This is a genomic window from Rhizobium sp. Root1220 (genome assembly GCF_001426265.1).
Classification (GTDB): Bacteria; Pseudomonadota; Alphaproteobacteria; order Rhizobiales; family Rhizobiaceae; genus Rhizobium.
Map to the genome: position 1 here is coordinate 264255 of NZ_LMDG01000036.1, position 15708 is coordinate 279962.

15 protein-coding genes are annotated in these 15708 nt (G+C 61.0%); 6 read left to right on the forward strand and 9 right to left on the reverse strand.

Annotated features, from left to right (window positions below; genetic code table 11):
• Window positions 1-27: 27 nt before the first annotated feature.
• The 4 genes from uraD to ASC90_RS26045 form a co-directional block, all read right to left on the reverse strand.
• On the reverse strand, window positions 28-525 hold the full coding sequence (gene uraD, locus ASC90_RS26030; RefSeq protein ID WP_056547118.1) for a 2-oxo-4-hydroxy-4-carboxy-5-ureidoimidazoline decarboxylase: 498 nt from the start codon (window positions 523-525) through the stop codon (window positions 28-30).
• Entirely contained in the window at window positions 525-1448 is a 924-nt protein-coding gene (gene puuE / locus ASC90_RS26035; protein WP_056547121.1) for an allantoinase PuuE, read from the reverse strand. Before puuE ends, uraD begins: the two co-directional genes overlap by 1 nt.
• A 99-nt stretch (window positions 1449-1547) precedes the next feature.
• Complete coding sequence (locus ASC90_RS26040; protein WP_056547123.1) at window positions 1548-2270, reverse strand: DUF1045 domain-containing protein; 723 nt, start codon at window positions 2268-2270, stop codon at window positions 1548-1550.
• A gap of 112 nt (window positions 2271-2382) precedes the next feature.
• Window positions 2383-3561 (reverse strand): FAD-binding oxidoreductase, encoded by a 1179-nt coding sequence (locus ASC90_RS26045; protein WP_056547126.1) that lies wholly within the window; start codon window positions 3559-3561, stop codon window positions 2383-2385.
• On the opposite strand from ASC90_RS26045, the gene mnmD reads away from it, so the two are divergent.
• Window positions 3560-4276 (forward strand): tRNA (5-methylaminomethyl-2-thiouridine)(34)-methyltransferase MnmD, encoded by a 717-nt coding sequence (mnmD, locus tag ASC90_RS26050; RefSeq protein ID WP_056547129.1) that lies wholly within the window; start codon window positions 3560-3562, stop codon window positions 4274-4276. The two genes, ASC90_RS26045 and mnmD, sit on opposite strands and share 2 nt — an antisense overlap.
• Here mnmD and ASC90_RS26055 read toward each other — a convergent pair.
• Window positions 4266-6743, reverse strand: a complete 2478-nt coding sequence (locus tag ASC90_RS26055) for a response regulator (RefSeq protein ID WP_056547134.1) — start codon at window positions 6741-6743, stop codon at window positions 4266-4268. The two genes, mnmD and ASC90_RS26055, sit on opposite strands and share 11 nt — an antisense overlap.
• A gap of 267 nt (window positions 6744-7010) precedes the next feature.
• Between ASC90_RS26055 and ASC90_RS26060 the strand changes: the two genes are divergently transcribed.
• From ASC90_RS26060 to ASC90_RS26080, 5 genes are all read left to right on the forward strand, one after another.
• On the forward strand, window positions 7011-7394 hold the full coding sequence (locus ASC90_RS26060; RefSeq protein WP_056547137.1) for a hypothetical protein: 384 nt from the start codon (window positions 7011-7013) through the stop codon (window positions 7392-7394).
• A 338-nt stretch (window positions 7395-7732) separates the two neighbouring features.
• Entirely contained in the window at window positions 7733-9373 is a 1641-nt protein-coding gene (locus ASC90_RS26065; RefSeq protein ID WP_056547140.1) for a DEAD/DEAH box helicase, read from the forward strand.
• A 362-nt stretch (window positions 9374-9735) separates the two neighbouring features.
• Complete coding sequence (locus ASC90_RS26070) at window positions 9736-11145, forward strand: circularly permuted type 2 ATP-grasp protein (protein ID WP_056547143.1); 1410 nt, start codon at window positions 9736-9738, stop codon at window positions 11143-11145.
• Window positions 11145-12086, forward strand: coding sequence for an alpha-E domain-containing protein (locus ASC90_RS26075; RefSeq protein WP_056547146.1), 942 nt, complete (start codon window positions 11145-11147; stop codon window positions 12084-12086). Before ASC90_RS26070 ends, ASC90_RS26075 begins: the two co-directional genes overlap by 1 nt.
• A gap of 12 nt (window positions 12087-12098) precedes the next feature.
• Window positions 12099-12923: a transglutaminase family protein gene (locus ASC90_RS26080; protein ID WP_056547149.1), complete on the forward strand. Its 825-nt coding sequence runs from the start codon at window positions 12099-12101 to the stop codon at window positions 12921-12923.
• A 44-nt stretch (window positions 12924-12967) separates the two neighbouring features.
• Here ASC90_RS26080 and ASC90_RS26085 read toward each other — a convergent pair whose 3' ends face one another.
• From ASC90_RS26085 to ASC90_RS26100, 4 genes are all read right to left on the reverse strand, one after another.
• Complete coding sequence (locus ASC90_RS26085) at window positions 12968-13840, reverse strand: transglutaminase family protein (RefSeq protein WP_056547151.1); 873 nt, start codon at window positions 13838-13840, stop codon at window positions 12968-12970.
• A gap of 80 nt (window positions 13841-13920) precedes the next feature.
• Window positions 13921-14808, reverse strand: coding sequence for a transglutaminase family protein (locus ASC90_RS26090; RefSeq protein ID WP_056547154.1), 888 nt, complete (start codon window positions 14806-14808; stop codon window positions 13921-13923).
• Window positions 14809-14852: 44 nt separating this feature from the next.
• Window positions 14853-15095, reverse strand: a complete 243-nt coding sequence (locus tag ASC90_RS26095) for a hypothetical protein (protein ID WP_056547158.1) — start codon at window positions 15093-15095, stop codon at window positions 14853-14855.
• Window positions 15096-15232: 137 nt separating this feature from the next.
• On the reverse strand, window positions 15233-15706 hold the full coding sequence (locus ASC90_RS26100) for a VOC family protein (protein ID WP_056547160.1): 474 nt from the start codon (window positions 15704-15706) through the stop codon (window positions 15233-15235).
• Window positions 15707-15708: the final 2 nt, after the last annotated feature.

Sequence of the window (15708 nt, forward strand, 5' to 3'; positions counted from 1 at the left end):
AAGAGAAAAGTGGCACTGTGACGCCACTCAGCGGTCGGGCAGCAGCGCCGTCAGCCGAAGCAATGCAATCCGCTCCACCTGCGCCGTCGCCGTCGCAAATTCCTCGTCGCGGCTGTTGTCGATCCGCTTTTCGAATGCAGCCAAAATGTCGTCCTTGTTCAGACCCTTCACGGCGATGATAAACGGAAAGCCGAACTTTTCGACATAGGCTGTGTTGAGCGCTGTGAAGCGTGCATGCTCCTCGATACTCAGCCGGTCGAGACCGGCGCCCGCCTGTTCCTTTTTGCTGTCCTCAGTCAGCTCGCCGGCAATCGCCAGTCGCCCGGCAAGATCCGGGTGCGCGCGCAGCACGCCGAGCTGCTCCTCCGGGCTCGCCGATCGAAAGATCGCCACAAGTGCCGTGTGAACCCGGTCGACATCCAGCTTTTCGCCGACGAAGCCGTCGTCGTAGGTCCGCTCGGCAATGAAGGGAGAATGCTCGAACACACCGCCGAAGCGGGACACGAATTCGTCGCGTGAAATCATCAGATCGTTTCCGGTTTGTGATGCTTGTGCCAGTGCTCGGCAATCTCCACGCGGCGTGGGATCCACACCTTGTCGTGCTTCAACACATATTCCATAAACCGCCTCAGCGCTGCTGCACGGCCGGGACGTCCGACGAGGCGGCAGTGCAGGCCAACCGACAGCATCTTCGCGCTGCCTGCCTTGCCCTCCTCATACAGCGTGTCGAACGCATCCTTGAGATAGGCGAAGAACTGGTCGCCGGAATTGAAGCCTTGCGGCGTCGCAAAGCGCATGTCGTTGGTTTCAAGCGTGTAGGGAACGATCAGGAACGGCTTCTCGTCCACTCCCTTCACCCAATAGGGAAGATCGTCGGCGTAAGAGTCGGAAGAATAAAGGAAACCGCCCTCTTCCTGCACCAGCCGCAGGGTGTTGTCGGAAGGCTTGCCCTGATACATGCCATAGGGCCGCTCGCCGGTCAGCTCCGTGTGCAGCCGTACCGCTTCGAGAATGTGCTTGCGCTCCAGATCCTCCGGAAAATCCTTGTACTCCAGCCAGCGGTAGCCGTGGCTGGCGATCTCCCAGCCTGCTTCCCTCATCGCAGCAACCGCCTCCGGGTTGCGGGCCATGGCGAGCGTCACGCCGTAGACGGTGGCCTGCACCTTGAGTTCGGTGAACATCCGCCATAGCCGCCAGAAGCCGGCCCGAGAGCCATACTCGTAGATCGATTCCATGTTCAGATTGCGTTGACCCGGCCAGGCCGCTGCGCCCACGATTTCCGACAGCAGGTTCTCGGCAGCCGGATCGCCATCGAGGATCGAGCTTTCGCCACCCTCCTCGTAATTGATCACGAACTGAACGGCCACGCGCGCATCGCCCGGCCACTTCGGATCGGGGGTATTGCGGCCATAGCCGACAAGATTGCGCGGATAAGTCTCGGATACCATGAAATCACCTTCCGGAAAGTCGCGCGAACGGTAGCATCCGGGGGCGGAATGTCGAGGCGGAAAGTAGGAAACAGGGTTTTACGTTTACGGCACAACCTCTTAGACCGCGACCGCCACCCGTTCCTTGCGTGCGCTGACCTTGCCCATCGGATGCAGGGAATGCACCCTGAACGGCCCGCCGTTGCCTTCCTCGACCATCAGCGCGACACTCGACACCCTGATCGGATCGGCGAGAACCGGTTCGAAGACGTTGCGGAGCGCCAGCTCGATCCGCGGCATATCGACATGGTTGACCGGACCTGTCAGCGGCATGTGAAACCGAAACTCATCCATCACGTAGGGACTTCCCCAACGATACAGATTGGCGAACTGCGCAGCAGAGAGACCATCGGGATCGCTGCGTTCGATGTCCGCTTCGCTGAGTGGTGAACGGAAGCGATCGAACTCCTGCACCACCGCCGACGCGAGATAATGGACATGTTCGCAGGGCAACGACGGCGCCAAGCTATAGAACCCGCCCATCCGTGCGACTTCCAGCTGTCGGATGTGAAACGGTGCCAATGTCCCGCAGAACCGCATCATGTCGCGCAAAAGTTGAGCTTCGGAAACATCCGGCGCAAGCCGAAACGGCGCCTTGAGAACTCCGTGGAATCCGTACCGTCTCGGCACCGCCGTGTGGAACGCGATCTCGTGTATGCTCAGCCCGCGTATCGACGTAGGTTCGACCATCTCGCCGGAAAACACGTTCCGACCCAACCAATTCGCGGCCACGTGCGAAAGGGCATCGCCCGCAGCAGGCGTGAAACAGATGGCGTAACGCATGCGGCTCCCTCCCTCGGCAAACGGCGCAGCACCTCCGCCGCTCCGTTGTTGCGTTAGCAGATAGGTGATTTGCATGACAGAATGACGAAAGGCAGGGAATGCCGATTCACGTCTAGCGTGAAGCCACGCGAATGTGACTGGCAAGCAGAAAGCTGTCAGGCAACCTGAAGGATGGCGTCTGGCCGATAGCTTCGTGAACGGCGGCCTCCGCCAGGCGATGCGCCAGTCCGAAGCTGACCTTGAAGCCGCCGGTCAATGCAATGAGCTTTTCATGTGCGGGATGACTACCCACCATGGGGTCGCGATCAATCGCTTTCGGCCTGAGACCGGCCCAGCGTTCGATGACCGGTGCTTCCGCGAGCGCAGGAACGAGTCGCCTTGCGGCCTCGAGCAATCCGTCCAGCTGGCCGTCGGTGGACAAAGGATCGTCGAAGCGGTTCTCGCTGGTGCTGCCAACGGCGACATGGCCACCCTCGTGCGCAACGACATAGAGACCATCACGGAAAATTGTCGGGTAGCACGGGTCGACGTCCGCCTTGAGCAACGCCGCCTGCCCTTTGACCGGCTGTCCGAGCGGCTGCGTCAGGTCACTCGTGTATCGCTCCAGCAACGGAAAGGAACGGTGTCCCGCAGCCACGATACACCGGCCGAAGGCAATGTTCCCGGCGGACGTCTCGGCGATACCGCGCCGGAGATCAAGATTGCCAATGGTGACATCCTCAAAAATCCTGACATGCCTTGCGCGCCGCAGAAATGCAGCCAGGACGCCTATGAGCGACCTCGGAGCGACCCGGGCGGCAAGCGTGTCATGCACGAAGCCACTCGCGCCGGCAACAGGATTGAGCCAACCTGTGACCGGCGGCACATCGACCACTTCCCACTGGAAGCGCCGCTCGTCGGCAATCCAGCGCACGTCGGCATCGCGAGAATGTCCTAGCCCAATGTCGCGCAAATGCGGCTTGGGCAACGGAATGAGCCGCCCCGAGCGCCGGTACCCGGCCGAAAGGCCAGTCTCGCCTTCCAGAACCGAAATGTCGGCTTCGAGTGAGACGAGCGCGTCGAACTGGAACTGCTTCTTGGCATTCCACTTGTCCGGCATGTGCGGCATCAAGGCGCCCAGCAGTCCACCGCTGGCACCCTGCCCAAGCCGTCCCGCGTCGACCAGCAGCGTATCGATCCCCAGGCGTTCCGCGTGAACCGCAGCCCAAAGGCCCATGATGCCGCCACCGACGATCAGCAGTGCTACGCACGATTGACCCGAAGGCAAGGCCGGACTATCGGCTGTTGGCATGACAGATACAGATCCCGATCAGATTGGCAGGGCAAACCAGCCGCTTGAATGGCGCGACGGCGATATGCCCTATTCACCGGCTTTTGGCGACCACTTTTATTGCCAGACCGATGGACGACTGGAATGCGATCACGTCTTCCTTGCAGGCAACGGCCTGCCGCAACGCTGGCGTGGGTCGAACTCGTTTCTGATCGGCGAGCTGGGCTTCGGCACCGGCCTGAACTTTGCCGAGACATGGCGACAATGGAAGTTGCAGCGCTCGCACGGCCAGCACCTGCATTTCATGTCGTTCGAGCTCTACCCCATGCGCAGCGACGAGATCGATCGCGCCCTGTCGCACTGGCCGGAGATCGACGCCGAGCGCCGGGCTTTGGGAGACGCCTGGCCGGAAACGCCGCAAGGGACGGTTTCCCTCGCATTGGACGCCCAAACCACGCTCAGCGTCGTCTGTGGCCGCGCCTTCGAGGGAGTTGCCGCGGCACGGCAAGGGTTTGACGCCTGGTATCTGGATGGCTTCGCACCGTCCCGCAACGCCGACATGTGGTCGGCGGAACTGCTGCATCTGGTCTGCGAAAAAACCATTCCTGGCGGCAGCTTCGCCACCTACGCCGCCGCCGGTTTCGTCCGGCGTAACCTGATTGCCGCCGGATTTGCCGTGGAGCGCCGCGGCGGCTTCGCTGGCAAGCGTGAGATGCTTTGCGGCATCAAATCCTGACGGACTGAACGGCTGGACTGCTGCTCGCGTCGCCCAACCAAAGCCTGAGCTTTGCCTCAAGCAGTTCGGGGCTGATCGGTTTCGACATGTAGTCATCCATCCCTGAATCCAGGCAGAGATCGCGGTCTGCCTCGAGCGCGTGTGCGGTGACCCCGATGATCGGTACGCATTGTCCCTGCCCGCTTTCCCTCTTCCGAATGGCGCGCGTTGCGTCATGCCCGTTCATCACCGGCATCGACACGTCCATCATGATGATGCGCGGCGTATGCTTTTCCCAGGCGTGCACGGCTTCCTGACCGTTTCCGACGACAAGGAAGCTCAGGCCCGTTTCCCGCAGGATTTGCGTGAACACGATCTGATTGACTTCGTTGTCCTCGGCGACAAGCACGTCGATGGACGCCGCCGAATGGCGGTCAGGCAATGACAGCGCAGCCTGTCTTGACGGTGAAGTCACCTCCGGGAGCGACCATGCGGTCACCTCTTCGGAAAGCTGCCCCATCCGGCTGGCCCTGACCACGTCGGCAATCGTATTGCGAAGAACCTTCGCCCGGGCAGGCTTCATCAGGTAAGCCTGACCGTTGAGCGCCGCAAACTCCTTGTCCGTCCCGGAAACGTCCATCGACGTCAGAAATATGATCGGCAGCCGTTCGAAGCGGTGATCCGCTCGAAGCTTGCGTGCGATCTGCGCGCCGTTCATGCCGGGTATCTGGTAGTCGAGCACCAGGGCGTCGACTTCAACATTCGCTTCGCGAGCGGCTTCAAGAATGGCAATCCCAGCGGGACCGTCCTCCGCCGCTGCGCCATCGAAGCCCCATAGTGCCAGTTGCTCGGTCAGGATCTGGCGGTTGACCGCATTGTCGTCGATCACCAGGATGCGCGCGTCCTTCACGTTTGCTGGCAGCTGCTTCGGCGCAAGGCGCGCTGCCGCCACGGCAAACGGCAGGGTGACGGTAAAGACCGAACCCGCGCCCGGATCGCTGTCGACCTCGATATAGCCGCCAAACAGATCAACGAGACCTGCTGTTATCGCGAGACCGAGCCCGGTGCCTTCATGGCGGCGCGTGGAGGACGAATCGATCTGAGAAAACTTGTCGAAGATCGCTTCGAGCTTGTCCTGCGAAATGCCGATGCCAGTGTCCTCGACCCGCAGGCTCGCCATGATCTCGCCGTCCGCACCGGACACGAACCCGAGATCGACGACGACGTGGCCGCGCTCCGTGAACTTGACGGCATTGCCGACGAGATTGGTGACGATCTGCCGAAAGCGGCCCGCGTCCCCCACCACCGCGGAGGGCAGATCCGGCGCGGTACGCACCAGCAATTCGATGTTCTTCTCCGACGCCGACGAGGACATCAGCGTCGCGACGTCCTCGATTGCCTCGACCAGATCAAAGGTGGTGCGGCGCAAGGTCATCTGACCTGCATCGATCTTCGAGAAGTCGAGGATGTCGTTGATGAGGGTCACCAGCGCGCTGCCGGATTTGACGATGATGTCGACGAAAGTCTTTTGGCGCGTGTCCAGATCGGTCTTCGCCAACAGTTCGGCCATACCGAGCACACCATTCATCGGCGTACGGATTTCGTGGCTCATGTTGGCCAGGAATTCGGACTTCACCTGATCCGCCGCTTCGGCACGCGAAAGCAGGCGCTCCAGTTCCGCCTCCCGCTGCTTCATCTCCGTAACGTCGGTGAAAAGCGCGATCCAGTGTTGCCGCTCGCTGATGGTGGCATCCAGATTGACCCAGCGCTCGCCGGCGACATGAAAGGCTGTCGAAATTGGCCTCTTGGCGGCGATATTGTCGCGCCACCCTTGAAGGATACCGTCATCCTCGCCGTGAAAATCGCCGCGGCGGGCGCAGAACTGAAAGAGGTCGATCCATCCACGTCCGACAGCCAGGTATTCCGCCGGGATCGACAGAATTTCGCTGAGCGGATCGCTGGCGAGCAGGATCGTCCCGTCCTGAACGATCAGCAGGCCCTGCGACATCGCACGCGTTGCGTCATGCATCAGGTCTCCCGGATGCTCGAGCGCGCAGTACTTCCCGTCTATCTCGTTCTCGCCCTCGCGAACGGCCGAAGCATCCATGTACGAATGCCGGATACGACGATTGGAAAGGCGGCTCTTGTCGAAAAGACCGAGCACGTAAACGCGGTTCTCCGACGGCGCGAAACTCTCGATCCGGACGCGTTCGTGGCCGGTGCCATCGGCGCAGAAGCACAGCGCATTTTCCTCGCTGCCAAAGACAAGAGCGCGACGCTCCTTGTCCTCCCGCTCCTCTTCCTCCGGCAGATCGAACAGGTCCCGGCTGCGACGGCCGATGAAGTCCGAAATCTCTTTACCGAAGAATGCCGCATAGGCGTCGTTGACCGCTACGTAGCGAAGCTCGCTGTTCTTGACATACGCCGGGCTGTCCAGATCTGCGATCCGGCGACATGCCAGCTCGAGAAGGTCACCGCTCGATTTCAAAAACGCGCCTCGCAATCCGAAAATCTGTCCTTCCTCAACTATAGACGCAAGCCGTTTAACAAGGCTTTAACCATACGACCGCGACGGTCGATGGGCCCGGCACAAATGTGGCTTTACGATTGGCGGCATCCGGCGACTTGTCTGCAAGCAAACCATTTTCATCTGTGGTAGAATTTCCCGGTGAGGCTGGACTGGTTCAGTTGGCCGCTTTTGCGACTTCCTCCTGACAGCTTCAAAAACAGGCTTCGTCGACGAGAGGAGGCGATCATGTCAGCAGTTTGCAATCGCATGACGACTGGACTGATGGCGCTGGCTTTGGCGGGTGCTTCGCTCGTCACGGCGGGGCCGACGGAGGCCAATGACTTCTGGGGTGGCGTCGCAGCCGGTGCGGTCGGCGGCGTACTGCTCACCCAGGCCCTGCGTCCTTATCCCTACACCTATGGCTACCCCGACGGATACGGCTACCCGTATGCCTACGGTTATCGCTACGGGTATCCTGACAGGGCGTACCGGCCCTATCGACCCTACTATGGCGGCTATCCTGCCTACCGGACCCAGTACCGCTACTATCAACCCGCTCGACGCTGTCACGTCGAATGGCGGCGCAACGGATGGGGACAGGCTTACCGCGTTAGCGTCTGTCCTTATTGAAAGGCGATGCGGCTCGCGGGCGCCGCTCATCGGCGGCGCCCGATGCGGCTTTCCCAGACGCTCCCCCTTGACTTTCCCGTCGAACTAGACCAAATGCAGGTCAGCTTTCACCTTCCGGCCGCCGCGTGAGCGTGCCCCTGCCAGCAAATAGGATGCAGGAAGAAGGACAAAGCGCATTTCGTATAGACCGCATCCCAAGACGCGGCAGAAGCGCTGGAAAGCTTTTTCCAACAAGACAAGTTCCCACTTCACGCGGGGTGCTTGACGCCAGAGTAACACCGGATCGCAAACCCGCGTTTCGGCGATATTGTTTTGGCGCGCCCTAAAAAGGTTATGACTTGACCAATTTTGAATCGCTTGGTGTTTCCAAGCCGATCGTCGCTACACTTTTCCAGCTCGGCATCGAAACGCCGACCCCTATCCAGGAAAAGGCAATCCCGCTTCTCCTCGCAGGCCGTGACCTCATCGGCCTCGCACAGACCGGCACCGGCAAGACGGCCGCCTTCGGCCTGCCGCTGATCGAAAAGCTGATCCCGGAAGAACGCCGCCCCGACAACCGTACAACCCGTACGCTGATCCTGGCGCCGACCCGCGAGCTGGTGAACCAGATCGCCATGAACCTGAAGAACTTCCTGCGCAAGTCGCACCTGCGCATCAACGTCGTCGTTGGCGGGGTCTCGATCAACAAGCAGCAACTGCAGCTTGAAAAGGGCACCGACATTCTCGTTGCCACGCCGGGCCGCCTGCTCGACCTTATCAACCGTCGCGCCATCGGCCTGACGGCCGTGCGCTACCTAGTGCTCGACGAAGCCGACCAGATGCTCGACCTCGGCTTCGTGCACGACCTGCGCAAGATCTCCAAGATGGTGCCGAAGAAGCGTCAGACGATGCTGTTTTCGGCCACCATGCCGAAGGCGATTGCCGATCTCGCTGCCGACTTCCTGACCGATCCGGTCAAGGTCGAAGTCACGCCTCCGGGCAAGGCCGCCGACAAGGTCGAACAGTATGTTCACTTCGTCAACGGCAAGAACGACAAGACCGACCTCCTGAAAAAGTCGCTCAGCGAAAACCCGGATGGCCGCGCCATCGTCTTCCTGCGCACCAAGCATGGCGCCGAGAAGCTGATGAAGCACCTCGAGCATGTCGGCTATTCCGTTGCATCGATCCACGGCAACAAGAGCCAGGGCCAGCGCGAGCGCGCCCTGAAGGCATTCAAGGACGGCGACATCAAGACGCTGATCGCCACCGACGTTGCCGCTCGCGGCATCGACATCCCGGCCGTCAGCCACGTCTACAACTACGACCTGCCGGAAGTTGCCGAAGCCTATGTCCACCGCATCGGCCGTACGGCCCGTGCCGGTCGTGACGGTATCGCGATCGCCTTCTGCGCGCCTGACGAAACGCGCCTGCTGCGCGACATCGAGCGCCTGATGAGCATAAACATCGCTGTTGCCAGCGGCGCAGCGCCTGCCAACATGAACGCAACACCCAAGCGCGCCAACAATGGCGGCGGTGCCAACCGCGGCCAGGGTCGTGGTGGTGAAGGTCGCGGCGGCGAAGGCCGTGGCGAAGGTCACCGCGGTGGCGGTCGTCCCGAGCGTCGTCCGCGTCCGGAGCGCCAGCCGATGTCGGCGCGCAACGAAGATTTCCGCGGCCAGCGCCGTGGCGAAGCGGCACCGGCAACGGCAGGCCCTGACAACGATCTGGTCGCAACCTCGGACTTCCGTGGTGCGGGCGGCCCTGCCCGCAAGCCGCAGCGCCCGCAGCCGCATGGCAACAACACCAACGGCGGCGACGCAAACCGTCACCACCCGGGTGCCGGCGCCCGCAACGCTCACGGCCGCCCGGCCCGCAAGCATGGCGAGGACCGCGGCCCGCAGCAGAACGCTGGTGGCGAACGTCGCGAAGGCAATGGCGGCAATCGCCGCGGTGGTCCGTCGCGCGGCGGCAACGGTGGCCAGCGTCGCGAACGCGCATAATCTTCGCGCTTTAGCAATGAACGGACGGCGGGAGAAATCCCGCCGTTTTTCGTTGCCTGCGGCCGTCTGACAACCAGCGGTCGATGACTGTCATGTTTCGCGGGTGTTCGATGCCACTCGTGGAAACGACGAACGCTCTAAATTGAATCGCCTGGCTGCCAAAAACAAACCAGATGCCTAAGCTATGGGCTGGCGGAAACGATTGGCGACCGGGCCTGTGATGCGCGATCTCGATAAATGCCCAGTTTTTCGGCTGTTTTTGGCAACCAGACGTAATTACGAATCTTGCCACGCAAATGAGCATGGTTCTTGCATTGCCATTTGCGTTGTATTCAAATGAAGAAAAAAGGGGAGCCACACCTTTGGCATTTGATGAAATGATCACCGGGGACGAAAGTCCGCGAACGCCTTACGAGAAATACTTTGAGTGGTACAATAGCCAAGACCGGGCTCATCTGATTGCCAAGTCCCGCGATGCGGAGAACATCTTCCGGAAAACCGGCATCACCTTCGCGGTCTACGGCCACGCCGATTCTTCTGAAAAGCTTATCCCCTTCGATATTATCCCGCGCATCATCTCAGGCCGCGAATGGCGCAAGCTCGCCCAGGGCATCGAACAACGGGTCATCGCCCTCAACGCCTTTCTCGATGATATCTACCACAAGCAGGAAATCATCCGCGCCGGCCGGATCCCGCGCGAACTGATCGAGCGCAACGATACGTTTCTGCCCGAGATGATCGGCTTCCGGCCACCGGGCGGCGTCTACACCCACATCGTCGGCACTGACATCGTGCGCACCGGCGAGGACCAGTTTTACGTGCTGGAGGACAATGCCCGCACACCGTCCGGTGTCAGCTACATGCTGGAAAACCGGGAAACGATGATGCATATGTTCCCCGAGCTGTTCCACGAGAACAAGGTTCGGCCGGTCGAGGACTATCCCTATCTGCTGCGCCAGAGCCTGGCGTCGCTGGCACCTCCGGGCTGCAAGGGCAAGCCACGCGTCGCGGTACTGACGCCCGGTATCTACAACTCGGCCTATTACGAGCATTCGTTCCTCGCCGACACCATGGGCGTCGAGCTCGTCGAGGGCTCGGACCTGCGCGTCATCGACGGCAAGGTGAAGATGCGCACGACGCGCGGCTACGAGGCGATCGACGTGCTCTACCGCCGCGTCGACGACGACTTCCTCGATCCCCTCACCTTCCGCCAGGATTCGGCCCTCGGCATACCCGGGATCATGGATGTCTACCGCTCGGGCAATATCACCATCGCCAATGCGCCGGGCACCGGTATCTGCGACGACAAGGCGATCTATTCCTACATGCCCGAGATCGTCGAGTTCTATACCGGCCGGAAGGCAATTCTGGAAAATGTCCCGACCTGGCGTTGCTCGGAAGCGTCCAGCCTGAAATACGTGCTCGAACACCTCGAAGAGCTGGTCGTCAAGGAAGTCCACGGCTCCGGCGGCTACGGCATGCTGGTCGGCCCGACGGCCTCCAAGAAGGAGCGCGCCGAATTTGCCGAGAAGCTGAAGGCACGGCCGAGCAACTATATCGCCCAACCGACGCTCTCGCTCTCTACCGTCCCGATCCTCGTCAACAAGGGTATCGCGCCCCGCCATGTCGATCTCCGCCCCTACGTGCTGGTTTCCGACAAGGTCCAGATCATTCCCGGAGGACTGACGCGCGTCGCGCTGAAACAAGGCTCGCTCGTGGTCAACTCAAGCCAGGGCGGCGGCACAAAAGACACCTGGGTATTGGAGGACTGATGCTCGGAAGAACTGCAAACGGACTCTACTGGATGTTCCGCTACATCGAACGCGCCGAGAACATCGCGCGCCTCGTCGATGCCGGACTGCGCATGTCGCTGACGAGAAGCGCCGGGGCCGATGACAACTGGGATGGCGTACTGCAAAGTGCAGGCGTTCGCGAGGCGTTTGACGAAGGTCACGGAAAGCTGACGAGCGCCGACGCTATCGACTACCTTCTGCGCGACCGCTCCAACCCTTCGAGCGTCATGTCCTGTGTCGACTATGGCCGCAACAACGCCCGCATGGTGCGTACGGCGCTGACGCGGGAGACCTGGGAAGCGACCAACGAGTTCTGGATCGAGCTGAAGACGCTGTTGTCGAAGCGGTTGAAGCCCGCTGAAATGCCGGAGGCGATCGATGTCATCAAACACCGCGCCGGGCTGATCCGCGGCGCCCTGCATGGTTCGATGCTGCGCAACGAACTATACAATTTCGCCCGCATCGGTACCTTCATCGAGCGCGCGGACAACACCAGCCGCATTCTCGACGTGAAATATTACGTGCTGCTGCCGGCCGTATCGGCTGTCGGCACGTCTATCGACAATGTCCAATGGGAATCGATCCTGCGCTCCGTCTCCGCCCACCGCTCCTACAGCTGGGCCTATGACGGCGAGTATCGCGCCATGAACATTGCCGACTTCCTGATACTCAACGGCCAGATGCCGCGTTCGCTCGCCTATTGCTACGAGAAGATCAACAGCGAACTCGGCTACCTCGCCAAGGACTACGGCGAGCAGCTGCCGGCGCACAAGACGGCGGAGGCGATCCGTCAATCGTTGAAGACGCGAGCGATCAAAGACATCATGGATCAGGGGCTGCATGAGTTCCTCGAGGACTTCGTTTCGCGCAACAACCAGCTTGGTCAGGAGATTTCCGATGGCTACCGGTTCTACGTATAGGCGGATGCAGACATGAAACTGAAGATTAGCCACGTCACGGAATACCGCTACGACGAACCCTCGGCTTTCTCGCTGCAGCGATTGCGGCTGACGCCCCCAACGGTTGGCGGCCAAACGATCCTGAACTGGTCGCTCCATGTCGAGGGTGCAAAGCCCGAGGTCGAATACGACGATCAGTTCGGCAATCACGTCACTCTCATGTCTCTCCAGGGAGAACAAAAGGTGACACGCATCGTTGCGGAAGGCGAGGTCGAAACGGAAGACCGCAACGGCGTCATCGGCCCTCATGCTGGTTTTTGCCCGCTATGGCTTTTCCTGCGCGACACGCAACGAACGAAACCCGGCAAGCTGACCAGGGAATTGAGCAAGGGTATCAACGGCGACAACGATCTGGCGCGCCTGCATGCACTGATGGCTGCCATCCACGAGGCGGTGGACTATCGACCGGGCACCAGCAACACCGACACGACCGCCGAGCAGGCGCTCGAAAAAAAGAGTGGTGTGTGCCAGGACCACGCGCATATCTTCGTGACCGCCGCACGCGCTTTGTCGATACCGGCGCGCTATATTTCCGGATACCTGATGACCGAGGGCAAGGCGGAGCAGGCGGCGACCCACGCCTGGGGAGAGGCTCATGTCCCCGGCCTCGGCTGGGTGGGTTTCGACCCCGCCAACAATGTCTGCCCGGACGACCGTTACGTGCGTGTGGCTTCCGGCCTTTGTTACCGCGACGCGGCACCGGTTTCCGGCATGCGGATCGGCATGCCCGGCGAGAATCTTGCCGTCAACGTCACGGTCGAAAGCACCGGCCAGACGCAGAGCCAGAGCCAGAATTAGGGCTTTTCAGGCGAGATATCTCGACCAATTCGCTCAAAAATCCGTCAAGGCGACGGAACAGGGGAAAATGTGGACCCGGAGCCGAACTGCGCCTGCATATTCACGACGTCATTGGCAATCTCGTCGGTAACCACATCGAACTGAGCGAGCGTCGCCGGACCGAAAGCGGTGGACAGGGCAACGTCCGTGGCGTCGCGGCCCGTCGCCATCAGGATGCGCCCGATGCGCGGCATATTGTGGCGGGCATCCACGGTATGCCAGTGCCCGCCGAGATAGACCTCGAACCACGCGCTGAAATCCATCGGCGCTGGATCGCGCGGCACTCCGATATCCCCGAGATAGCCCGTGCAGTAGCGGGCCGGTATGTTCATGCAACGGCACAGCGCGATCGCCAGATGCGCGAAATCGCGGCAGACGCCGGTTCTGTCCGTATAGCCCCCGTGCGCGGTTCGCAGCAGATCGGCCTTCAGGTAATCGAACCTGATATGGCCATGCACGAAATCAGCGATGGCCTGCACGCGGGGCCAGCCTTGTTGAGTGCTGGAGAAATGTTTCCAGGCGAAATCAGCAAGCCGGTCGGTATCGCAGTAGCGACTGCCGAGAAGGAACACCAGGACCTCGTCGGGAAGATCCTTGATATCATGCTGCACGGCGTTCAAAGGCACGACATCCGGCTGACCGGCGTCATAGATATCGAATTCGGTCGAAATCGTCGTGAGCCCCGCCGGCGCGACTATCCGCGTGCACGCATTGCCGAAATTGTCCGTGTACCCCCATGCATCGATCGGCTGGTTGAAGGTGAGCACCTGATCGGTCAGCAGGTCGCCCCGTCGGGAGGGATGAATATTGAGGACAAGCAGCATCGGCGTTGGTTGTACGCATTGATAACCTATCGTGAAACCGGCGTGGATCTTCATGATGCTTCCTTTGCAGCGCAACGCCGATCGGCGGGTTATCAGGAACGTCAGCGAAACCGATGAGTTCCATGCGGCACCCGCTATCGGGAAGCCGACGGCTCGGTGGTGACATTGACTTGCACGACCATGTCGTCGAAATCCTCGGCCTCTCCATCGTAGCTGCCCCAGAGCGGGATTGCCTGGCGCGGATCGCGCGCCACACCCACGCGGATCAGATCACGATTGCCGACAATCCCGTTGGTCGGGTCGAATTCGACCCAGCCGGCGCCTGGAAGATAAAGCTGGCACCACGCGTGCGTCGAACCTCCACCCAGCGTCCTGGAGCCATCCCGGTCCCGCACATAGACATATCCTGTCACGAAACGCGCGGCGAAGCCGAGCGAGCGCGCCGCCTCCATCATCAGCAAGGCAAAATCGCGGCATGTGCCTTGCCGCCGACGCAGCGTCTCTATGGGGGTCTGCGTGCCCCGCTCCAGGCGCCTGCTGTAGACGAAACTCTGGTGGATTGCGAAGCAGAGCGTCATCAACACATGGCCGGTCCGATCGGAAACGCCTGAGCCGACGAATTGCTGCGCCCATTGGGCAACCTCGCCGGCCGGGTCGTCATAGTACCGGGTGATGGTGCAGGCGAGATCGGGTATTTCCTCCTCGTCATAGGAGAAGGGATAGGTAAGCGCATCGCTGTCGATCTCGAAATGGACAGGCACCTCCGGGGTATGGTCGACACGGATGTTGGTTTCGAACCGAAGATGGTCGGATGGGCCATTCATATCGACCAAGGCGATACAGTTCCCGAACACGTCATGAATCCACCGGACCTGCGCCGGCGCGGGCTCGATTGTCATCGTCGCATCCAGAAGGCGCTGGTCGAAGCTGTCGCGCGGCCGAAACAGCACACGGTGCTGGCCGAATGTCACCCGCCGCTTGTAGGTGTAGTGAGTAATATGTCTGACGGAATAAACGGTCATTCTGCCCTCGTCCGTCGCGGGCCGAATTGACCTGCACCACCAGTCTAGTCGAATTCCGGCACTTGTCCCGATTGAAATAAAATGACCGACGGCCCCTGCTCGCCGATGGTTACATTTCCCTCGCGGCACCAGACGACTACCCCGGCATAGTCGTTGACGAGAGTCTGGGCGACGTAGACTGCTGTCTCCTCACCCTTCATGCACCGTGGCTCGAATGCCGGTATGAGTGCGCCATCGTCATCGCGATTGAACGCGCTCAGCACTATCAGTTTTCGAAATCCGGGCATGGCGCTCTCCTGACGGAATAACGAAGAGGGTGGCGGTTTCGTTCCGACATGGTGCCCTGAGAACACGCGAGCGTCATGGCGCTTCGGTCAGGCACTGCGCGCAGGTGGGGACTTCCCTCGCCCCGCAACGCAGTCCCTCAGCCCCGCCGCGCCGCCTCGATCGCGGCAACGTCGATCTTACCCATCGTCATCATCGCCTCGAAGGCACGCTTGGCCTCGGCTCCGCCGACGGCCATCGCTTCGGTTAGCACTCGCGGCGTGATCTGCCAGGAGATGCCCCACCTGTCCTTGCACCACCCGCATGCACTTTCCTCGCCGCCATTGCCGACAATGGCGTTCCAGTAACGATCGGTCTCTTGCTGATCATCGGTGGCGATCTGGAACGAGAAGGCCTCGCTATGTTTGAACGCGGGGCCGCCGTTGAGTCCTATGCAGGCGACACCCGCAACGGTGAACTCGACCACGAGAACATCGCCCTGCTGACCAGACGGGTAGTCTCCGGGCGCACGGACTACGGCACCGACGTAACTGTCGGGAAAGGTCTCGGCATAAAATCGCGCGGCCGCCTCGGCGTCCTTCTCGTACCATACGCAGATCGTGTTCTTGGCCATCT